Source organism: Marinomonas pontica (genome assembly GCF_036322735.1).
Taxonomy (GTDB): domain Bacteria; phylum Pseudomonadota; class Gammaproteobacteria; order Pseudomonadales; family Marinomonadaceae; genus Marinomonas; species Marinomonas pontica.
Map to the genome: position 1 here is coordinate 1406327 of NZ_AP027271.1, position 22394 is coordinate 1428720.

Below are 22394 nucleotides of genomic sequence, written 5' to 3' on the forward strand. Positions count from 1 at the left end.
CTGATTAAAACGCCTGTGCTTAGGGAACATGCGATTAAGTCGGTAACATGAGATAATCTCGCCGACTTAAGACAACTACGACGCCTACCGATCATGAACCAGCTTTCCTTCGCCGACACCGAATTTACCAGCAAACGCCGCAAGACTCGCAAAGAACTCTTTCTTGGTCGAATGGATGAATTGATTCCTTGGCAGCAGCTTGAAGCCCAAATTGAACCCTTCTATCCAAAAGCAGGTAATGGACGTCGCCCATATCCTTTGTCTACCATGTTGCGCATTCACTTTATGCAGAACTGGTACAACATGGGAGACCCTGCAATGGAAGACGCTCTTTATGAGATTACCTCTATGCGGCTTTTTGCTGGGTTATCCTTAGAAGGTGCGATACCTGATCACACAACTATTATGAATTTCAGGCACTTACTGGAAAAGCATAAGCTTGGACGAAAACTATTTAAAGAAGTCCATAAATGGCTATCAGACTCAGGTATTTACTTCAAAGAAGGCACCATCGTTGACGCGACTATTATTGAAGCCGCTAGCTCGACCAAAAATAAAGCCAAATCACGTGATCCAGAAATGCACCAAACTAAGAAGGGAAACCAATGGTTCTTCGGATTAAAAGCACATATTGGAGTCGATGCTAAACGTGGCTTGGTGCATAGTTTCACCACCACTTCTGCCAATGAACACGACCTAAACCAAATCACTGAGCTCATGCATGGCGATGAGACGTTTGTCTCTGCTGACTCGGGCTACCGTGGCGTGGAAAAACGTGAGGAAACAAAAGATAAGACGTTGGAGTGGTTGATTGCGGAGATGCCAAGCAAGGTTCGGGAATGGAAAAAGCATCCCCGTATTAATAAAATCCCCATCAATACTGAGTACATAAAAGCGAGCATCAGAGCAAAAGTAGAGCACCCGTTTCGGATACTGAAGTGCCAGTTTGGCTTCCGCAAAGTGGTCTATAAAGGTCTATCAAAAAATGACAACAAGCTCGCGGTGTTGTTTGCACTGGGAAACATACTGCGAGTGGATCAGATGATAAGGTCTGCACGGGGTTAATCCGTCTTGATGGTGGTAGTTGGAGCTTTTAAGCCTCCAACTAGGGAATAAGACACACTAAAAACCGAGGTTTTTAGTAAATTAAAGAGCGAATCAGGCCAGCTGCGACTTAGTGCTAATAATCTGACTTAATCGCACGTTCCTTAGGAGTCGCTGTTTATCAGGACGACCTGATCTTCTTCCGTTTCCAAATCTTCAATGTCTAGGCTGCTGAGTTTGTCGTGGATGTCGGGCTCAGCGACATTGTCGGAAGGATGAGTGACGCCCATAAACTTACCTCCCGCTTCGATACTTAAATTGTCGCTGTAAAGGGTGCCACTGACACGACCGCAACTTAGTATTTCGATATAGGTTGCACGACCAATGCCTTCAAAACCGCCGTTGATGATTAGGCGCTCAGTGATTATTTCACCTAGGACATTACCCGATACGCTTATTTTTACTTGGCTTTTGACTTCGATCTGTCCTTCGACATTGCCATCTATTTGTAGCTGATTGGCGACGTTTAGTTTTCCGTTTATTGTGCAACCTTCTGCGATGAGAGTTGTAGTTGCTGACTGACTCTTAACTCTATTTTGTCCACCAAAGATTCCCATCGTATGCCTCTTACGCTGTCGAAAATTGTTTCAAAATTGTCCACGTTCCAATTGATGAAGGGCTTTGGGTCTAATGCTCGCCCTATGAAGCGTATTTCATAATGCAGGTGTGGCCCTGAGGTTAGTCCACTGTTGCCAGAATAGCCGATTAAGTCGCCCATTTTGACAAAATCACCTTTATTTACCGCAAACTTACTGAGGTGTGAATAGGAACTCGAAAAACCATAACCGTGTAATAGTTTTAGAAAGTTCCCTGAGCCTTGGTTGCTTGGGCGGGTCACTTCTACCGTGCCGTCGGCAGGCGCATAAATTGGCGTTCCTGTGTTGACGGCAAAGTCCTGTCCACGATGAAATTTCATATTGCCGGTGACAGGGTGTTGTCGTTGACCGTAACCAGACGATGTTCGCGCGTTTTTTACTGGTGGCCCACTGGGTATTTGAGTCAGCATAGCGATGCGCAATGATGAGTTCATTGCTGCGGTGTCTAAACGTGACTCAATTTCCATGCTGTTCTGATCATCAATGCCTAACACTTTTTCTAAGTCATTCAATCGATCGGAAACAACAAGCATCCGTTCTTCGCGCTCGGATAGATCCTGCTCTAAGCTTTGCTTCAGTGCGGTGAGCGAGGCTATCTCTTTATTCAAAGAAGAGGATTTATTTTCCAGCTCAAGCAGCTTTAATTTTGAATGTTCTGCGTCGTTTACTAGGTAATAAATGATTCCAGCCGTGACCAAAACCCCAAGGAATATAACGTAGCTAACAAACTTGAATGTATGACGTGTACGTTTTCCGAAACTAAAATGTTTTGTTCCATCTACTGAAGAAATAGAGACCGTTATATTGTCTTTCATCGTTTTGCTTGTTTACCAACATCATCATTCATTCGTTAGATATACAGCATAATATCTATCTTTGTAAACTTTTGTATATCAGGAAGCCCATTTTAAAATGGATAAAGTAATTTTACCTAAACAGCAGGCCATAAATGGGGCGGTATGTGTGAGCCCGCCGGCTTATTTCAGCCATTGGGCCTGGATGTAAGAAGCGAATTTTTCGATCGTTAAAAGCTTAACGATCTTTTTTGCGCACATAGTTTAAGATGGAAATCGGAACGACTTTTCGAACGGGGAAGCCTGCTATTTCTTTGCGATCAATGATTTGTTTTAATCGGCTTTCAATGGCGCAAAGGTTTTTAAAATCCCCCATAGCAACAAAGGATATGGCTTCTCCAGAGGCGCCAGCGCGACCAGTTCGGCCAATGCGATGGATGTATTCTTCTGGTTTGAACGGCAAGTCGTAATTGACCACGCGGCTTAATTCACCGATGTCCAAACCGCGAGCAGCAACGCCGGTTGCGACGAGGTATTTTAGTTCGCCAGATTTAAATTGCGCCAAAATCTTTTCGCGCATGGCTTGGCTTCTATCGCCGTGAATACAGTCCGCCACGATGCCGCGTTTGGCTAGCTGATCGACGAGTTTAGCAGCACCGTGTTTTTTCTCGATAAAGATAAGTGCCTGATCCCATTTTTGCTCGTTGATTAAATGGCTCAACAAAGCCGACTTGGTGTCTTTATCGACAGTAATTAACCATTGTTTGATATTGGCAGCAGCACGCATGTTAGGAGAAATAGAAATTTCAGCCGCTAGGTCGGTCATCTTGCGGTCTGAAAAGTCATAAGCAAGGGCGCGAACATCGTCTGTCATGGTGGCTGAAAACAATAAGTTTTGACGGTTTTCAGGTAAGCGATCCATGATCTTATTGATGTCGTCAACAAAGCCCATGTCGACCATTCTGTCCGCTTCGTCTAATACCATGACTTTCAGCTCATCAAAATGCAGCGCACGCTGATGCGCCAAGTCGAGCAACCTGCCCGGCGTCGCAACCAGAATATCAACACCTTCGATCAGTCGTTCTTTTTGCGCTTCAGTATCGACACCGCCATAAACGGCCATAGACGTTAACTTTGTGTGCTTAGCGTATTGAGCAACACTGGATTCAACTTGAACCGCTAACTCTCGTGTCGGCACAAGAATCAATACTCGAATGCGTTTGCCACGAAGGTTTCCTGCTTTAGTGAATCGTTCTAGTAATGGCAGAACAAACGCAGCCGTTTTACCTGTGCCCGTTTGTGCGGTGGCGATGAGGTCTTTACCTGAAAGGACGACGGGAATTGCTTGTTTTTGTATTGGTGTAGGGGTTTTGTAACCCAGTTCCGTAATCGCTTGAACAAGAGGGCTGGATAATCCTAGTTTTGCAAATGGCATAAAGTGCTCTGACAGATTGTCGTAAGGGGTGTCGAAAAGAGTGTGGAGTATAGCGTAAATTGAGCGGTTTATCGCAGTTGGAGAGTCTGGAAAGCCCAACGTGTCCTGCGTAAAAATACGCTACTATTTAGATTCAATCCCAATTTACTTCCGCCAGTGATTCAAAGCTTGGTCGAGCAAAATAGTAACCTTGGAAAAGATGAATCCCCATGTCTTGTAAAGCATGGTATTCGGCTTTTGTTTCGACACCTTCTGCCACAATAATCATGTTAAGTTCATTAAATAGATTGACCAGATTACGTACAATAATCTGGCGTTTTTTGTCTTGGTCGATATTTTTAATCAGCGCGATGTCTATTTTTGTGATGTCGGTTTTTAGCTCTGCTAACTGGCCTAGGCCATTAAACCCTGAACCAAAGTCGTCGGTAGCGGTTAAAAAGCCTTGTTGTTGATAGTGCTGGATGATCGATTCTAGATGTTTGCTGTCTGAAATTTGCTCATTTTCGGTGAACTCGAAAATGATTTTTTCTTTCGGGAATTGGTATTCTTCAGCGGCATTGAGTGTGGTTCGAATGCAAAGCTCTGGTTTGTATACCGCGTTTGGTAAAAAGTTGATGCTAAGAAAACTGTGTTTATGAATGCCCAGTTCTGCCGCCAGCTTAATGGCTTTTACGCGACAACTCTGATCAAAACGATAGCGATTGGTATCATTGACGTTTTGAAAAACCTGAAAAGCACTTTCTTGGTTTAAGCCTCGCACCAGCGCTTCTTGGGCGAACACTGTTTTGTTATGGCTGTTAATGATTGGCTGAAACGCCATGGTAAAATCGAAATCTAAATCGCATCCTGTTGAACATTCTGCGCAGCCCAGCTTTCGAAAGTCCTTTTGATGCATATGACACTCTCGTTAAATACTATTGAGTTAAAGCAAGGTCGCACACACTACGAACAGGGCTTTACGACACTAATTTCGTCTATTATCAAACAATAGGGTGGTTAATGCGAATTTTCCAGCACCATCGATGTGATAATCCTTAAAAATGTGCGTTTTTCCGTTTTTGTAAGCAATAAAAAAGGATCAGCCGCTAATGCGAGCCGATCCTTTTTGATATCAAAGCATGCTGCTTTAAATAGAGTGAACTATTTATCAGCGGCTTTTTCAGCTTGTTGTTTGTCGTAACGTTTTTCCCAGAACTCAGCGCCTTTGATGCCAAGTGCTTTCGGGTTAAATGTGTACTCTTTTACACCCGCGGCTTTTTGATCTTCATAATCGCGCAGGGCCTTCATGGTGGGTTTTGCCATGAAGAAGATGGTAATAATACCAACGATGTTTAGCCATGCCATTAAGCCCACACCCACATCACCTAGGTTCCAGATGTAACCTGCGGTGTTAACCGTACCGTAAGCCACCATAAACATGATAAGCAGTTTTACGAAGGTTAGTGACACGTTGATATTCAACGCACGACGCAAATAAGCTACGTTGGTTTCAGCGATGTAGTAATACGCCAAAATAGTCGTAAAGGCGAAGAAGAACAAAGCAATACCAACAAAAATTGGACCTGAACTGCCAAACACGCTAGCCAGTGCCATTTGAGTAAAGGCAGGAGACGCAATGATAGTTGAAGGATCAACGTTTTGTACGATGAATTGACCGTCCGCCAAAGTACCTTGTACGTTGTATTGTTGCGTGATCAAAATCATCAACGCCGTCGCGGTACAGATAAATAGTGTATCAACGTAAACAGAGAAAGCTTGTACAAGACCTTGTTGTGCAGGGTGTTGAACTTCTGCGGCAGCAGCGGCATGAGGTCCAGTGCCTTGACCGGCTTCGTTAGAGTAAACGCCACGTTTTACACCCCAACCAATGGCGGCACCAAAACCCGCCTGAGCGGTAAATGCATCCGTGAAGATTAGGTGAAAAATGCCAGGTACTTTGTCTAGGTTTAAGAAGACAACGATCAGTGCCATCACAATGTAACCAAGCGCCATAAATGGCACGATGATTTGAGTGAAGTTCGCGATGCGTTTGATGCCACCAAAAATGATGAATGCCAAGACAACCAAGATAACCGCTAAAGCGACTAATTTAGTCGAGCCAACGTCACCAAATGAACTAGATACAATAACGCCTTCACCGAAGATTTGTGTAACCGCATTACCTACAGAGTTTGCTTGAATGCCAGGTAGGAAAACGCCACAAGCAATGATAGAAGATAGCGCGAATAATACGCCTAACCAACGCCAGCCTAGACAGCGTTCGAAGTAGTACGCTGGGCCACCGCGGTATTGACCGTTTTCACTCACTTTATAAAGTTGACCTAGGGTGGATTCTGCATACGCTGTGCTTGCGCCTAAGAAAGCCACAACCCACATCCAAAATACCGCGCCAGGACCACCAAAACCAATGGCCGCCGCAACCCCTGCGATGTTGCCTGTGCCCACTCGGCCAGACAATGAAACAGCCAGTGCTTGGAAAGAAGAAATGCCTTTATCTGAATCATTAGAATTGAGCAAAAGAGAGCACATTTCTTTAAAATGGCGAACTTGAGCAAAGCGTGTAAGTATTGAGTAGAACAAGCCTGCACCTAAACATAGGTAAATTAAGGCAGGGCTCCAAATGACTCCGTTTAAGAAATCAATGAATGCTTGCATAGATAATCCTCGATTATGAATAGCTCTGAGAGCTTTATTAATTGTTATCTTGATTACTAAAGTGCTGCGGTTGTGGGGAAAGCCGTTGAGTATTTTTGTGGATATTTAACGTAAAACGGTAAATATCCACAAAAATGCACCTTAGTGGTGCGAATTTACCACGAAAAAGAAATGAGATCTATTTCAAAGTCATCAGCAAAACTTAGTTTCATTGATAAAGGCCTTCAATCTTAGTTTTTGTAAGGTTGAAGGCCTTATGTTTGCGGTCAAGCTGTGTCGATAATGCTTGAGTTGAGCGAGGAGTAAGCCGACTCGAGAGACGTTAATTGGTTTTCAATACGTCGTATTTTTTCTCGTTGTATAGCCAAGTACCCAACAGCGGATGCGCAATGGCTTGATCGATTAGGCGACTTTCGACCTTATCACTAGGTGTTAATGTCGCATTGTCAAACGTGAATGTTTTGGGTTGCTTCTTGGGTTGCAGTATCACGACTTGATCCCCTTTCATGTAAGCCTGGTTTTCGTTGAATTGCATGATGGCTCTTCCGATGTAATCGTCACCGACTTTTGTCATATCTTGCCCAATCATGGGGTGGATCGAATCGACGCCTATTAATGAAAGGAGTGTCGGTGCTAAATCGATTTGACTGGCAATGCGATTGTCTTGTTTCGGTTGAATGCTGTCACCTAAGATCAGTGCGGGTATGTGGAAGCTTGGAATCGGCACCAAATCAGACCGCGTGGTGCGTGCATCATGGTCGGCAACCACTAAGAACACCGTGTCTTTCCAATATTCTTCTTGTTTCGCCAATTTGAAAAAGTGGCCAATGGCGTGGTCTGCATATTTCACCGCATTTTCACGGGTATTTTTTGGTGTGTTATATTGCTCTATTTTGTTGTCTGGAAACTCATATGGATCGTGATTTGAAGAGCTGAAAACCAAACTAAAAAAGGGTTTGCCTGTTTTTGATTTACTCACAAAATCTTGGTTGGCTTTCGTGAAAAGGTCTTCATCACTGACTCCCCAAGAGCCAACAAACTCTGGGTTGGTAAAATCCTTCTCTTCAATGATGGCGTCGAAACCATTGCCAAGGAAAAAAGTTTTCATATTGTCGAAGTGAGCCCCGCCACCGTAAATAAAATTGGTGTCGTAACCGTGTTGCCCTAAAAGTTTTGCGATTGTAAAGAAACCTGTTTGCGAATTGGGGAGTTTAACCGTGCTGCGCGCTGGAGTTGGGACAAAACCCGTTACAACGGCCTCTATGCCTCGCACTGAACGGGTTCCTGTTGCATAAAGGTTATTAAATGCCCAGCCTTGAGGCGCTAATTTGTCGTATTCTGGGCTTAATGGCAGTCCACCTAAACTACCAATAAATTGCGCTCCTAAACTCTCTTCTAGAATAATCACCAGATTTTTAGAGCGATCATAATGTCGAGAGGCGGTGTGTTTGTGAAGTGTAGGAAATTGGTCGGACACAAATTGCGATGGATCCATTCCCATGGCGTTGTGAATTTCAGCAAGCACCTTGTCTTGTTTCATTTTAGGATAAAGCTCAAAGGAGCTGACTTCATCCGCCATTTGGCTAACCGCATACAAAAGTGAATAGGTTGAGTTAAGTGTCAAACTGTTAACCAGTGGGTCATTCGTGAATGCCGTATAACTTGGGTTTATGGCACGGTGTTGTAAGCTAGAGCGAGCGCCTATAAATACCAAGCCAAAAACAATGACTATTAAAACAGGGCGTTCAAACCATTTAGGTTGTGGCTTACTGAGTAAAGTGAATCCACGAAAGGCCTTGTAAGCCAAGATGACCGTAATAGTAGTGATTAAGGATGTGAGAAGGAGGGTGACTTTGTGCCCTTCCATCAACATGGAAAAGACTTCTTTTGGGTATATTAAATATTCTACAAAAAGGCGATTGGGTCTTAAACTGTATTCTTCAATAAAAGCCGGTGTTGATGCTTCCATAAAAATGAATAAGACAAAGGCGCTGGTTAGCCAAAGACGCGTCAAGATGTCCCAAGTGCGATTTAGATAAGGTATGCCAGAGATCAGCAAACTAATGACAGCGGGTATACCAATAATGAAGGAAATTGATGAGATATCAATGCGTAAGCCATACCCTAGTAACGTCAGCCAGTCTGATAAGCTGTCAATTCGGTCATGTTTCCAAACCATTAACAGCAGTCGACTGATCGTTAAGCATGTCAGTGTCAGAGCAAAGAAAAACAGATACGGTTTAATGGGTGAGAGCTGGCGCGTGATCAACTCTTTTACTTTTTTCATAGTCGGTCTCTAAATTAGTGATATGGTCTAATTTAGAGGGGGGACAGTATAAAAAGAGTAAACGACATTTTTTTCACATTGTTATGATGCTCTATCTCACTGTCTTGACTATTAATAATGAATTTGGTTTAGAGAAAAGTGTCATTACTTCCACTAAAAAATGGCTCGCTCTACGGATTGCATGCTTTGCAGGCAGATTGAGTAAAGACAAGCCAATTGGGGAAATGGTGAGGGTTAATCTTTCTTTTCTATGGTGACTTCCAGAGTTTTGGTGTTTCCAGCGTACCATTTTTGTACATACAGTGTTCCCATGATAGGCGCTTTTCCCGCTTCAGGCACTTCCTGATAGCGTACGCTGTTCTTGGTTTCTTTTTCGTATTCAAAAGTAAGAGTTGTTTTAGACATGGTCTTCTCCTTGTATCGTGTTCGGTTGTTTTTTGAATATGAGTGCCTTTAGGCCGCTTTCTATATCTATATCCATGAATTCTGCTGGGTTATCCAGTCGATATTGGTAGGTAAGCGTTGGAGCTTCTTCTTTCATACCGTTGATAAGAAATTGTGACGGGATGGTTGGGTCATTAACACACGCAAGTACTTCGCCGTGCTCGGTCAATAGCTCTGGCAAGCGTCGTAGTATTTTTTGATAGTCTTTGGTTAATGCGAAGCTGCCGCGCTGAAAAGTGGGTGGGTCTATGATGATAAGGTCGTACTCGCCATACTTTTTAATTTTTCCCCACGATTTGAATATGTCATGCGCAAAAAATTTGATGTTATGTAGATCATGTTGGTTTAGGCGGTGATTGTCTCTTCCTCGGCTTAGAACGGCTTTTGCCATGTCTAGGTTAATGACAAAATCGGCTCCGCCTGAAATGGCAGCCACGGAAAAACCACAGGTGTAGGCAAAGAGGTTTAGTACGCGTTTGCCGTGGCTGTGTTCCTTCACCCAACGACGCCCATGACGCATGTCTAGAAAAAGCCCAGAGTTTTGATTTTTTCCAAGATCAAGTTGGAATAAGAGACCCTCTTCATCCACAACCTGATGTTCTTGATATTCCCCCCAAATGCATTCAGTAGGGCTTCTTTCGCGACTTCTGTGCTGAAGTAACAGCGATTTAGCGTTACAGGCGCGCCATTCGTTGGAATGAGTCCAATTAATAAATTCGTTATGTAATTTATTTAATTCGTCAGAAGTGGGCTCTTTAAAAAGACATACCAATATTTGGCCTTCTAACCAATCGACTGTGACTTGTTCGAGTCCAGAAAAGCATCGACCCCGACCGTGAAACAGGCGCCGTGCCCCTTGTGGTTTTTGGGCTAGCTGGGTGAAAACGTGTTCGGTGAGCATTGCGAGTGCTTGAGGGTTCATAAATTTGTGTTTTTGCGATAGTGAAGTAGGGGCATATTTTACTGATAACAGAACCAGAGGCCAGAGGAATGAGGCGTTGATGATGGTTTAATAGAGTTTGAAAGACGCAGAGTCAAAAGGTAAGGGGGGCACTGAAGGAAAGCGTAAGAATGACGCCGGTTTGTCAGTCATGACTGGTAAACCGGCGTCTAGCTTGTTTTATTGACGCTTCCAGCGATACGCATCTATCAGCAAAAAGACGATAAGACTCACGCCCATTACGGGCAGGCTAATGCTCAGTGCAGCGGCGATGAGTAGGATGATTGTTTTTTGTATTCCAGACAATCTTCCCCAAGCCTGTAATAAGGGTTTTGATGTTGACCCAGCCTGTGGGCGGCGGATCCACCACATTCGGTAGCCCCAAATAATCATGAAGCACAAAGACAGACCAAACGCAGTCAATATTATTTGGTTAACAACGCCAAACAAAATCCCCATATGGGCATCAATGCCCCAGCGAATTAACTTAGCAACAAGTGGGAAAGTAGCGAAATCGGCACGGCTGGTAACGGTCATTGTGCTCGCATCAACAGCGACACTATCGACTTGAGTTGGCCAAGAGCGATCAATTTCACGAACAAACCAAGCTTTATCGTTAGTGGTAGAGGGTTTTATTTCTATTTTGTTTGCATCAATGCCGGCGTCTCTAGCGGCTTTTACAACGCCATCAAATAGAAGATCAATGTTTTCAAATTTTTCTGCTGGTGGCTTCATCGCAGCCATATCATGGTGATTGGCATGATCTAAATGATCGGCATGCTCAGCAGATACCATTGTGTTATGGGAAGCGGTATGAAGATTTCTATCGACCGAAGGAGTAACCCAACCGATATTAGATCGCAGTGTGCCAATATTGCTGCCCGCCCATTTTGACCAAGTTAGTCCCGTGATAGAGACAAAGATCAGACCAACAAAAAGACAGAGGCCGACTTGATAGTGGCGGCGACGCTTACGCAGATGTTCTGTTTTATTGGCAAACTCTGCTTTGTTTTTCTTGCCCCCTTTGTACCATAAGAAAAGTCCACCGAGTGCTGCAATCCACAACCAAGAGGCTGCCAGTTCACTGTAGTAACGCCCAACTTCTCCTAAAAGGAGCTGGCGATGCATAAAGTCGATGGTGGTTCTAAGAGGCAACACACCGCTCGTACCATAAACAGGTAAGTTGCCTTTGACGTCAAGTGTGACAGGATCAACAAATATGGCTCTTGCGCCTGTTAGCTGCGCATCTTGGTCAAGAAACATCACTCTTGTGGTGTCGCCTTGTTCTGGGGCCGGACGAACAGCAAACAAGGTAAGATCACTTGTTAGTTGCGATTTTGCAGCGGCTATCTGGTTTGATAGAGGCTGGTTTTCGCCCACACTTTGCGTTGTTAGCACATCTTTATAAATGGCGTTTTCAAGTTGTGGCGTAATCACATAGAGGGTTCCCGTGAGTGCTGCTACAAAGATGAACGGGCCAATGAAAAGGCCAATATAGAAATGCAGTCGTGTCATTAATAGTAGTATGGCATTTGAAGATGATTCAGATGCTTTGTTATTCGATTTTGTCGACATAATACTTTCTCGTCTTATAGAAAAGGGCAAAGCAACGCCTCTGAGTAAAAACTCACTTTTCTATCATTAGGTATGGCGCACACAAATACATCTGTTCATGTATGAATCAGATTGTTTTGTGTCAATTTTTATCATGGTTTCTATGAGTTAGAGCGCGATGGTAGGTGGTGCTCTGGGGAGAATGGAGGTGAGGGGCACATGGTATTTGTGCGAAATGGTCGTCGTTACCATGTTTGGGTAACGATCCTGAGTCAGGGGAATGAGTTCGAAGGTTTTGGTATCGATCCAGTTTAAATGAAAGAGCAGTGAGCAATAGCCGCAGGCCTCCAAGAGATTGGCGCTTTCGCCGTGCCCTTGATGTCCTTGGTGTTGATGGTGGCTGCCATGTGCAGAGTTAGCCGATTTACGGTTTGCCTGCTCGGAAAGCATGTTTGCATGGTCATGATTGCTCATTGTCATGCTTTCGCTTGTCATGCCAGCCATCGATATTTGCATCGACATAGTGCTTGGCTGGGATGAAAGCGCATTGCTTACTTGAGAGAACAGAGGCCCAAAATAAATAAGAAAAACAGCAAAAAAGGAAACGCACGCCGCAAAGTGAGCGTGTCTGCTTCTGAATCTTTTTGGTTTTGGGCTACAGAGTGTCAGGAGCAAGGCGTGCGTATCTTCACTAAAAAATTGGGTTTAGCTTTGTAAGTCAGCAGCGTGTTCTTCAGCAGAAGAGACAATGCATTCGCCAGCAAGGTTAGGAGCAACGCCCACAGAGAAACCATCGTTTTGCATGCCTGGAAGCCATTTTTCGGCCCAATCAACAGCATTGATTTCTAAGCTATTAAATCCTTGATAATCTTTCTTGCCCCATGCCGCTGCTAATGCTTCTGCTGGCCAAATAGGCAATACTTTGTCGCTGCCCAGGTCGATTATCAAACAACCTTCAGCGTCAGCCAGTGTCCAGATAGACGCGCCTTTTTTAACAAGGTTTAACACGTGGTCGTAACGTTCACTGCTAGGCAAACGGTAAAAAGTATCATCAAGAAGGATAGGGCTAGACATTGGTTTGGCTCAGTTCGGTAAGATAAAAAACGCGATCTTATCACATTGATTAAAAGGAATGACCTATTCCGTTCCGCTTTAATCAATGTAACAAGCAAAAAAGAGGTTTAAGCGAACAGCGTATTCAAATGTTTTAAATGCATTGCTTTAGTGTCTTCTGCCATCCAGCTGCCTGTGATGCCATTTTTGGCCAGTTGAAATAACTCCTCTTTGCTGATGTTGGTGTTGCGAATCAACGACGTGTAATTGTCGTTCATGTAGCCACCGAAATAAGCCGGGTCATCCGAATTCACTGTGGCGTGTAGGCCTAAGGCAAGCATCTGCTTGATGGGATGGTCTTTCATGTCATTGACAACGCACAGCTTTAGATTGGAAAGTGGGCAAACAGTCAGTGTCAAATTACGCTGTTTGATGGTCTGAATAAGTTTGTCGTCTTCAAGTGCTCTATTGCCGTGATCAATGCGTTCTACTCCGACTTGATCGATGGCTTGCCATACATAGTCTGGTGGCCCTTCTTCTCCTGCGTGAGCGGTGACTTTTAGACCAAGGCTTTTAGAGCTCTCAAAAACGCGTAAGAATTTTTCAGGCGGGTGACCCACTTCGGAACTGTCTAATCCAACGCCATCAATCCAAGCCAAATAGGGCTTAGCCAGTTCTAATGTCTCAAAAGCACTTTCTTCGCTTAGGTGTCTCAGGAAGGACATAATAAGTTTGGATGTCATGCCCCATTTTTTTTCCGCGTCTTGGAGCGCGTTATGGATGCCTTTTATTTGAACGTCAAACGCAACACCACGAGACAAGTGACCTTGTGGGTCAAAGAAAATCTCGACGTGCACGACGTTTTCGCTGTGAACTTTTTCTAAATACGCCATGGTTAGGTCGTAAAAATCGACTTCATGAAGAAGCACTGACATGCCTTGATAATAAAGGTCTAGAAAGTCTTGTAGGTTGGTGAACTGGTAGGCTGCTTTTAAAGCTTCAACGGTTGAGTATTTCAGTTCAACGTTATTGCGTTGCGCGATAGCAAACATCTGCTCAGGCTCAAAGGTACCTTCAATGTGCAAATGAAGCTCGGTCTTTGGCATTGCCTTTGATAACTCGATCAGTGTGTTTGTTGTGTTCATTAGGTTACCTTTTATTTGGCTGTAACGACTTTGTTTTACTTGGCGTTTAATTCTTAAATATAGCGAGAAAAACGGAGAAAAGGGTATTGATTGCGTCACTTGTAAAAAAGCAGGGGAATATACAGCCAGTGTCGCTGGCTGTATATAGGTCTATTCGGTTTAGCGAGGAATTTCGTCAGTGATGCCTTCGACATACCAGTTAACCTGAGCCAGCTCGACATCCGTTAATGAATGATTGGCAGGAACCGCAACGTTGCCTTTGTTGTCTTTGATCGGGCCTGTGCACGGTTTGAATTCACCAGATTTGATAGACGCTAAAGTTGCATCAATTTTAGCGCGAACATCTTTAGGGAGGTTCGGGTTAATAGAGGCAAGTGTTAGCATGTCGTCTTGGAATCCACCCCAGAAATCTTTAGATTCCCATGTGCCATCCATAACCGCTTGAACTTGTTTGATGTAATAAGGCGCCCAGTCATCACGTACTGAGAAGATGTGAGCGTTAGGGGCAAATTTGCTCTGGTCGGATGCTTGACCGATCGCACGTAAGCCACGCTTTTCGGCGGCAATTAGAGGAGCTGGGCTATCAGTATGTTGTAGCATAACGTCTACACCCTGATCCATTAAGGCGTTAGCAGCATCCGTTTCTTTACCTGGATCATACCAAGTGTTCGCCCAAACGATTTTCATTTTCACGTCTGGATTGACGCTTTTCGCACCCATATAAGCGGCATTGATGTCGCGAATAACTTCAGGGATTGGGAATGAGCCAATGTAGCCAATGGTGTTGGTTTTGGTCATCATGCCCGCGGTTACGCCCGAAATATAACGTCCTTCATAAGTACGCAAAACATACGTACCTAGGTTTTTAGACAGTTTGTACCCTGTTGCGTGTTCGAAGGTAACTTTAGGGAAGCGCTTCGCAACTTTTACTGTTGGGTTCATGAATCCAAAAGACGTGGTGAAGATCAGATCGTTGCCCGCTTTTGCCAACTGTGTAATAACTCGTTCAGCGTCCGCGCCTTCTGGCACGTTTTCTACGTAAGTGGTTTTTACTTTGTCACCAAAATATTCTTCTAAGCCTTTTCGACCCATGTCATGTTCGTAGCTCCAGCCTAAATCACCCACTGGGCCAACATAAACAAAGCCCACTTTATAACGGCTCTGCAGCTTGTATTGCACTTGCTCCAGCCAAAAGCCCCAGACTAACCAGTAAACTTTTCAGTTTCATTTTTTGCTCCTTTTATGCCTTCCGGCGTTTTTTATGTAATAACTCATAAACAAAATGCAAAAACGAATGCCTCGTTTACGCCATTTGTCTTGGATCAAACGGCTTGCCCAGTGATCGAGGGGCGAGCAGTTTTTCTTTAAATTGATCTGCGCTGATAATAACCATGACGATAACCGTCGCAACATAAGGCAACATGGCGAGCAAATTGGGAGATATAGACCAGCCCAAACCTTGAAGAACCAAATGCATAATGCTCGCCAACCCAAATAAATACGCCCCTAGCATAATTCTACCAACGCGCCATGAGGCGAACACCACTAACGCAAGCGCAATCCAGCCGCGCCCCGCTGTCATGTTTTCTACCCACATTGGTGTATAAACGAGTGACATGTAGGCGCCGGCCATTCCTGCCATTACGCCGCCAAACATCACGGATAAATAACGAACGCGCAACACTTTAATGCCGATCGCATTGGCGGCATGGGGGTTCTCACCAACGGCTTTAAGGGTTAAGCCGATTCTGGTTTTATTGACCACATAAAGAAGGGTGAAAGTGATGGCAAAAGAGGAATAGACCAGTATGTCGTGATTGAACAAGATCTTCCCTATAAAAGGGATGTCACTTAACAACGGAATAGCAATAGGCTGAAAGCCTTGGATGGTTTGTCCAACAACGCCAGAGCCGACAAAGGCGCTCAATCCGGTGCCAAAGATGGTTAGTGCCAGTCCAGTTGCCACTTGATTGGCGCCTAAGTGCAGTACAAGAGCGGCAAATATCAGGCTCATAAGGCAACCCATAAGCATCGCGGCAAGCACGCCTAAACCGGCGCTGCCAGTGCCGTAAGCGGCCAGAAACCCGACAACAGCGCCCATTAGCATCATGCCTTCTTGGCCAAGATTCAACACGCCAGATTTCTCACAGATGAGTTCGCCTAATGCGATAAACAGAAGCGGGGTGCCGGTTTTGATGGCGGCAAACAAAATTTGTACGATTAGATCCGAGTCCATAAGTGGCTCCTAGTTTGTCGCATGATTTGAAAAGGCGAGGCGATTATTAATGAAAAAATCACAAGCCAGAAGAAAGAACAATAAAACGCCTTGAAACATACTGACGACGGCGACAGGGATACCCATTTCGATTTGCGCTAAGTCTCCGCCCATATAAAGTACCGCCATAAAGATCGCGGCCAAAATGGCTCCAATAGGGTGAAGCCTGCCGAGATAAGCGACGATGATGGCAGAATAACCATAGCCGGGGGAAACGTTTGGAACCAATTGGCCAATGGGGCCTGTGGTTTCACTCACTCCTGCTAAGCCAGCTAGCGCGCCAGCAAATAGCATGACCAGCCAGCTGAGTTTTTTGCTGCTAAAGCCGGCGTATCTTGCGGCGGGCTCGTCAGCACCAAATACTCGTATTTGAAAACCCAAATGCGTTTTGCTTAGGATAAACCAGCCGACCACACCTGACAGGATGGCGAAGACAATCCCAAGATGGATTCGGCTGCTGTCAAAGAGTGTGGGCAATAGCGTCGAATCAGAAAACATAGCCGATTCGGGGAAGCCAAAACCTTTTGGATCACGAAGCGGACCATGAACCGCCCATATCAAAAGATACAAAGCAATATAGTTAAACATGATGGTGGTTAAGATGAGATTCGAGTTAAATTTCAGCTTCAAGAATGTCGGAATCGCGGCCCAAATCATTCCAGATGCGATGCCCGCCAGTAACGTGATCGGCAATGCAAAGGCAGATTCTGAATCGACAAAGTAAAGTGCCATCGCAGATCCACCCAATGCGCCTGCCAGCAGTTGCCCCTCCGCACCGATGTTCCACATGTTGGCTCGATAGCAGAGTGATAGGCCAACGGCGCACAGTAATAAAGGCCCCATCTTGACGAACATTTCGCCAATGTTGTAGCTGTCGGCCAATGGCGCTATCAATAAAACGTGCAATGCTTGAGTAGGCGACTTTCCAATGGCTGAGAAAAGAATGCCGCCAAATATTAAGGTTAAAACGATGGCGAGCAGCGGCGAAGCGATTTTCATCATTGAGCTTGGCTCAGTGCGAGCTTGAATGCGGATCATGACTTGGCCCCTTTAAAGTCGTTATTGCTGTTGATAAAAGTGCCAGCCATCCATTGTCCTATTTGATCAATATTGGTGGATTCTGTTTTTACTACTGGCGAAAGATGTCCGTCACACACGGCGGCCATACGATCAGCTAATAAAAACAGTTCATCTATGTCTTCGGAAATCAGCAAAATGGCCGCGCCTTGATCTCGCAGCGCCAGTAACGCTTGGTGGATGGCAAGAGCGGCACCAACATCCACACCCCAGGTTGGGTGGGCGCAGATCAATACTTTGGGGTTTTGGCCGATTTCACGTCCCATGATAAATTTTTGTAAATTACCGCCGCTTAGGCTTTTAGCTTCGGAAAACTCACCGTGACACTTTACTTTGTATTTGGCGATGAGCGTTTCGGTGTATTTTTGGATGCTTGGCCAGTCAACCAATCCCTTTTTAATAAAGCCATCGCTGTGGGTTAGTAGCGTGTTTTCCGTCAGGCTCATGTCTGGCACAGCACCGCGGCCTAAGCGTTCTTCTGGCACGTACGCCATGCCCAATTTTCTTCTGTCCCCCGCATGTAGGTGGCCAATTGCTTTGTCTTCAAGGATCAGGCTGTTTTTTACATCCCGTTCGTCTTCGCCGCTAATAATGGCCATTAGTTCGTCTTGGCCATTGCCTGCAACCCCCGCGATCCCTAATATTTCGCCGGATTTTAGTTCGAAACTGATGTCTTTTAATGATGTGCCGAAAGGCTGTTTTGCAGGCAGAGATAAGCAGTTGACATTGAAGAGAGACTTTGTGCCTATCTTTTTAGCGTAACCTGCGTCCTGTTCTGCCAAGTCGCCTACCATCATTTTTGCGATGGAGGCGGGCGTTTCTTCCTGTGGAACACAGGTTTCAACGACTCTACCGCCCCGCAAGATGGTGGCTTTATGGCAAATCTCAGTGACTTCATGAAGCTTGTGGCTGATAAATAAAATGCTGCAGCCTTCTTTTGACAGTGTGCGCAATACGTCAAACAATCCAGCGACTTCTTGTGGTGTGAGCACTGAGGTAGGTTCGTCAAGTATCAGCAGTTTTACGGATTGGACAAGACAACGCATGATCTCCACTCGTTGTCTTTCACCAATAGAAAGCGAATGAACATAACGGTCAGGGTTCACGTTTAAGCCGTATTCTTTAGAAAGTTGTACGATTCGTTCGGCCAAATTTCCAATGGCATTGAGTTGAGTTTTGCTTAGGCACAGCTCAATGTTTTGGCTGACGGTGAGTGTCTCAAACAAGGAGAAATGTTGGAACACCATGCCGATACCCAAATCCCGTGCAATCGAAGGGGACTTGATGCTGACTTCACGACCATCCCATATGATGTCGCCTTTGTCGGGCGAAACGACACCATAAATGGTTTTTACCAGGGTGCTTTTACCTGCACCATTTTCCCCCAATAGCGCGTGAATTTCTCCAGGCATTAGGCTGATGCTGATGTCATCATTAGCAAGGCAGCCTGGATATTGTTTGGTAATACTCACAAGCTCTAAGCGTGATACCAAGTTGCTTCTTTTCAATGTTCTGGCACCTTATTTAATGTAATGGACATCTATACATAGTATCCAGTATGAAATATACGACAGTTTTCAATTTGACGCGCACCGTTTTGGGTTTGCTTGTGTTTTGTTTTGGTGCGCAATGTCGCGTTTTTTTGTATATTTGACCGATTAGTTAATGTTTTGTGTTTTTAGTTGTTTGCGTGTCTGTTACTAATCAAATTCCATGCCAATGAGCTGACTCAATCTATACGCCCTATTTGTGACTAAGGTGGCAATGGCGCCATGATATTGTGCTGATTATTCTTTGCTTCCAAGCGGATTGGTCTAAACTTTATGACCTGTCGGTATTACTCGCCATAATGAATAGAAATAGGGGCGGCTTTTCTGTAAAGTACGTGCTTTCGCCTGCACATTATAGAAGCCTGTTTTCGCATATAATAGTTGGTAAGCATAACAACATAAGCTTGATTGTTTTTAATACAGATAAATGAATGCGGGGTATTGTGTTTTCTTCGATAAAGCAACTCATTAAAACGCTTTTGAACCTTGGCTTTGACGATGAGTTCGGCAATGACCTCAATCAAAAGCACGTGGTGAACTTCTCTTACATGATGTTTTGTTTGAGCTGTTTATTTATGATTGCTGTGTTTTCGTTCCGCCAAATGTATTCCGTCTCTTTATTTTCTGCCTTCGGCTTGTTCATTGGTGTTATTGGCCTTCGCTATAATTACATTGGTTATTTCTCTAGGGCGCAGTTATTGATGCCCATCATTAAAATTTCTCAAATCACTGTGCTGAGTTTGTTTTATTTTGGTACGAGCAGTGGTTTCCATTGGTTTTTTGTGAATGTTATTGCGTATTCATTTGTTGTTTTTCGTGCAGATCAACGAGCAACGAAAGGCTGGATTGTTGGTGCGTCTGTTGCGTTATTTTTGTTGTGTGAGCTCGTTAATACGGGTGGCTTATATCTGAGCACGGTGGATCAAGAAATTGCCATCATATTGGTCTTTTTAGCTGTGGCATTTAATTTTGCCATGGTGATTAATTTGGTGATGAATCGATTAAAAGCAGTCAATCATCACCTTAGAACATTGGCGGAAAAAGACGAGCTAACCGGTTTGTCAAACCGCCGTAAAGTGCTGGCGGATGCGGTCAATATTTTTGCCGACTCGGTTATCAATAGAGAGTCTTGTGTTTTCTCTATCGTGGATTTGGATCACTTCAAGAAGATCAATGATACATTCGGTCACGAAGCTGGGGATTTGGTGCTGGCCAAAGTGTCCGCTATGATGGCGTCGGTGATTCGTTCTCAGGATGAAATTGGCCGATATGGCGGTGAGGAATTCATTGTCATTATGCGTGATACCAGTCTGAAAAAAGCCGCCGCTATGATGGAGCATATGAGGCAGTCAGTTGAAGATATGTTAATCGAAACAGAACATGGCATTGTGATTCCAGTGACGATTAGTATTGGGTTGGCTGCGATTGACCCTAGCGTGTCTCGCTACGAAGAAATCTCGGCGCAGGCGGATAAAGGCTTGTATGCGGCTAAGCGAAGCGGTCGAAATCGTCTTTCTGTGCAATCGGATTATCAGAACTAGATATTATTTGCTTCCTTGTATTGACATATGAGTTGTCCACTTTCTCTGTGGATAAACTTGTTGGCTAATCTATTTTTTCTTTATTTATTCGTAACGAGGCGCATTTGCTCCCTATATTGTTTCGCTGTGATGATTACTGGGTGGTTGAAAAGCCAGCAGGCATGAGCTTTCATGCTGAGTCTGAAGACTTAGGGGTAATGCAATCGCTGGCGTTGTCTTATCCGGATCACACTTTTTATCCAGTGCATCGGCTGGATAAAATGACCTCTGGTTTGCTGGTGGTGGCGTGTCACGCAAACGCGGCGGCGGAGTTTGGTCGTTTGTTTGAGCAGCATGATATTGAAAAGCGTTATTTGGCTTTGTCAAACCGTAAGCCTAAGAAAAAGCAAGGTACGGTGTCTGGTGGCATGATACCGAGCCGAAGAGGGCAGTGGAAATTGACTAAGGACAGTGAAAACTTCGCTGTAACTCAGTTTTTTTCGTCTTCTTTTCAGGGGGTTAGGGTTTTTTACCTTAGACCTTTAACGGGTAAAACACACCAAATTCGTGTCGCATTAAAGAGTGTCGGTTCTCCTATATTGGGGGACATGAGGTACGCTGGTGAGGCGTCCGATAGGGGGTATTTACATGCTTACTCTCTGCAGTTTGAGTGGCGTGGAGAGCGGCGACATTATGTTTGTGCACCCAATGTAGGGGGGTTCTTTTCCACAGGACTGGCTGAATTTGTGGCTATGCAGTTTGATGAATCTTTACTGACGTGGCCCTCTAGAAAATAATTGATACAACTTAGCAGAAAGTCTCTGACTAAGAAGGAATTTGAATGAAAAATGTTTTGGTTTATTGCCGACAAGGTTTTGAGAAAGATTGTGCTGCAGAGCTGTCGGAAGTAGCAAGTAGTAAAGGGTTTTATGGCTACGCTAAGGTGGTTCCTGATGCGGGCTACATTGTGTATAACTTTGATCAAGCGGACGCTGGTGAAACATTGATCCAGCAATTGACGTTTAATCGGTTGATTTTTGCTCGCCAAATTATTGCTGTAAATGATGTTATTGAGTTAGAGCAAGGTGGTCGGGTTGAATCGTTGCTTGAGGCGGCACGCGAATTGCCATTAGCCGAAGAGATATGGATAGAGACAGCCGATACCAATGAGGCAAAGTCGTTATCTGGCTTGATTAAAAAACTAGAGAAGCCGTTGCGCGAAGGTTGGAAAAAATCAGGGGTATTGAGAAACAAAGCGGTTGGTGTCCGTCATCATGTTTTTATGTTGGATGGTGAGGCGGCGTATTTGGGTGTGTCCTACGCGGCTTGTCGTAGTGAGTTTCCGATGGGAATTCGTCGATTACGCTTTCCTGCGGCTGGGCCAAGTCGTTCAACGTTGAAACTGGAAGAAGCGTTCTTGCAGTTTGTGCCTGAGCAAACGCGAGAAACCGATTTGACCGAAGGAATGACGGCGGTTGATCTTGGTGCTGCGCCAGGTGGGTGGACTTATCAGTTTGTAAAGAAAGGCATTCATGTGATTGCGATTGATAATGGCCCTATGCAGAAAGAGTTGATGTCGACAGGTTTGGTTCAGCATGAAAAAGCAGACGGTTTTAAATATGAGCCTCCTTATACCGTGGATTGGCTGGTGTGCGATATGGTAGAGCGTCCCATCAAAGTCGCAGAGTTGATGGCTCAATGGTTGGCGAGTGGCTGGACCAGAAGGGCGATTTTTAATCTTAAATTGCCAATGAAGAAGCGATACCAAGAAGTGGCCTTGTGCATGCAAACGATTGAATCTTTGCTGAGAAAAGCGGGAGTCGGTTACCATTATCAGATAAAACATCTCTACCATGATCGTGAAGAAGTCACGGTATGCATTATGGTGCGATGAAGCGATCGCCATTTATAAAAAACACCCCATAGAAATCGGCTTTCTATGGGGTGTTTTTTTATCTGGGTGGG

The 22394-nt window shown here is 44.6% G+C and carries 19 protein-coding genes and 1 pseudogene; 4 read left to right on the top strand and 16 right to left on the bottom strand.

Going from position 1 to position 22394, the window contains the following annotated elements; translation table 11 throughout:
* Positions 1 to 90 precede the first annotated feature (90 nt).
* Positions 91 to 1065, top strand: coding sequence for an IS5 family transposase (locus AABA11_RS06555; protein WP_338269637.1), 975 nt, complete (start codon positions 91 to 93; stop codon positions 1063 to 1065).
* Positions 1066 to 1208: 143 nt separating this feature from the next.
* On the opposite strand, the gene AABA11_RS06560 is transcribed toward AABA11_RS06555, so the two are convergent.
* The 16 genes and pseudogenes from AABA11_RS06560 to AABA11_RS06635 all read right to left on the bottom strand — a co-directional run bounded on the left by AABA11_RS06560 (position 1209) and on the right by AABA11_RS06635 (position 18867).
* Positions 1209 to 1661, bottom strand: coding sequence for a bactofilin family protein (locus tag AABA11_RS06560; RefSeq protein ID WP_338266407.1), 453 nt, complete (start codon positions 1659 to 1661; stop codon positions 1209 to 1211).
* Complete coding sequence (locus AABA11_RS06565; protein WP_265729293.1) at positions 1583 to 2515, bottom strand: M23 family metallopeptidase; 933 nt, start codon at positions 2513 to 2515, stop codon at positions 1583 to 1585. The genes AABA11_RS06560 and AABA11_RS06565 overlap by 79 nt, the downstream gene beginning before the upstream one ends.
* A 217-nt stretch (positions 2516 to 2732) precedes the next feature.
* Positions 2733 to 3929: a DEAD/DEAH box helicase gene (locus AABA11_RS06570; protein ID WP_338266409.1), complete on the bottom strand. Its 1197-nt coding sequence runs from the start codon at positions 3927 to 3929 to the stop codon at positions 2733 to 2735.
* Positions 3930 to 4062: 133 nt separating this feature from the next.
* Entirely contained in the window at positions 4063 to 4824 is a 762-nt protein-coding gene (locus tag AABA11_RS06575) for an EAL domain-containing protein (RefSeq protein WP_338266411.1), read from the bottom strand.
* A 245-nt stretch (positions 4825 to 5069) separates the two neighbouring features.
* A complete protein-coding gene (locus AABA11_RS06580; RefSeq protein ID WP_265729296.1) occupies positions 5070 to 6584 on the bottom strand; it encodes an alanine/glycine:cation symporter family protein in 1515 nt (504 codons plus the stop codon).
* 322 nt (positions 6585 to 6906) lie between these two features.
* Complete coding sequence (locus AABA11_RS06585) at positions 6907 to 8871, bottom strand: LTA synthase family protein (RefSeq protein ID WP_338266414.1); 1965 nt, start codon at positions 8869 to 8871, stop codon at positions 6907 to 6909.
* Positions 8872 to 9105: 234 nt separating this feature from the next.
* Positions 9106 to 9276 carry a hypothetical protein gene (locus AABA11_RS06590; RefSeq protein WP_265729298.1) on the bottom strand — a complete coding sequence of 57 codons (171 nt, stop codon included), beginning with the start codon at positions 9274 to 9276 and terminating at the stop codon, positions 9106 to 9108.
* On the bottom strand, positions 9269 to 10237 hold the full coding sequence (locus tag AABA11_RS06595) for a class I SAM-dependent methyltransferase (protein ID WP_338266419.1): 969 nt from the start codon (positions 10235 to 10237) through the stop codon (positions 9269 to 9271). Before AABA11_RS06595 ends, AABA11_RS06590 begins: the two co-directional genes overlap by 8 nt.
* Before the next feature lie 198 nt (positions 10238 to 10435).
* Positions 10436 to 11830, bottom strand: a complete 1395-nt coding sequence (locus AABA11_RS06600) for a PepSY-associated TM helix domain-containing protein (protein ID WP_338266421.1) — start codon at positions 11828 to 11830, stop codon at positions 10436 to 10438.
* Positions 11831 to 11977: 147 nt separating this feature from the next.
* Positions 11978 to 12484 (bottom strand): DUF2946 family protein, encoded by a 507-nt coding sequence (locus tag AABA11_RS06605; protein ID WP_338266423.1) that lies wholly within the window; start codon positions 12482 to 12484, stop codon positions 11978 to 11980.
* Positions 12485 to 12514: 30 nt separating this feature from the next.
* Positions 12515 to 12883 carry a DUF2750 domain-containing protein gene (locus AABA11_RS06610; protein WP_265729301.1) on the bottom strand — a complete coding sequence of 123 codons (369 nt, stop codon included), beginning with the start codon at positions 12881 to 12883 and terminating at the stop codon, positions 12515 to 12517.
* A 107-nt stretch (positions 12884 to 12990) separates the two neighbouring features.
* The gene (locus tag AABA11_RS06615) at positions 12991 to 14007 is read right to left on the bottom strand and encodes an adenosine deaminase (protein ID WP_338266426.1); all 1017 of its coding nucleotides are present in this window, start codon (positions 14005 to 14007) and stop codon (positions 12991 to 12993) included.
* 159 nt (positions 14008 to 14166) lie between these two features.
* Positions 14167 to 15235, bottom strand: a pseudogene (locus AABA11_RS06620) (BMP family ABC transporter substrate-binding protein).
* Positions 15236 to 15310: 75 nt separating this feature from the next.
* Positions 15311 to 16243 (bottom strand): ABC transporter permease, encoded by a 933-nt coding sequence (locus AABA11_RS06625; protein WP_338266428.1) that lies wholly within the window; start codon positions 16241 to 16243, stop codon positions 15311 to 15313.
* A gap of 9 nt (positions 16244 to 16252) precedes the next feature.
* Positions 16253 to 17320 carry an ABC transporter permease gene (locus tag AABA11_RS06630; RefSeq protein ID WP_338266429.1) on the bottom strand — a complete coding sequence of 356 codons (1068 nt, stop codon included), beginning with the start codon at positions 17318 to 17320 and terminating at the stop codon, positions 16253 to 16255.
* Positions 17317 to 18867, bottom strand: coding sequence for an ABC transporter ATP-binding protein (locus AABA11_RS06635; RefSeq protein ID WP_338266431.1), 1551 nt, complete (start codon positions 18865 to 18867; stop codon positions 17317 to 17319). The genes AABA11_RS06630 and AABA11_RS06635 overlap by 4 nt, the downstream gene beginning before the upstream one ends.
* A 485-nt stretch (positions 18868 to 19352) precedes the next feature.
* Here AABA11_RS06635 and AABA11_RS06640 point away from each other — a divergent pair, with 485 nt between their 5' ends.
* The 3 genes from AABA11_RS06640 to rlmM all read left to right on the top strand — a co-directional run bounded on the left by AABA11_RS06640 (position 19353) and on the right by rlmM (position 22323).
* Positions 19353 to 20450 carry a GGDEF domain-containing protein gene (locus AABA11_RS06640; RefSeq protein WP_338266434.1) on the top strand — a complete coding sequence of 366 codons (1098 nt, stop codon included), beginning with the start codon at positions 19353 to 19355 and terminating at the stop codon, positions 20448 to 20450.
* A 104-nt stretch (positions 20451 to 20554) separates the two neighbouring features.
* On the top strand, positions 20555 to 21226 hold the full coding sequence (locus AABA11_RS06645) for a TIGR01621 family pseudouridine synthase (protein ID WP_338266436.1): 672 nt from the start codon (positions 20555 to 20557) through the stop codon (positions 21224 to 21226).
* A 44-nt stretch (positions 21227 to 21270) separates the two neighbouring features.
* Positions 21271 to 22323 carry a 23S rRNA (cytidine(2498)-2'-O)-methyltransferase RlmM gene (gene rlmM / locus AABA11_RS06650; RefSeq protein ID WP_265729309.1) on the top strand — a complete coding sequence of 351 codons (1053 nt, stop codon included), beginning with the start codon at positions 21271 to 21273 and terminating at the stop codon, positions 22321 to 22323.
* Positions 22324 to 22394 lie beyond the last annotated feature (71 nt).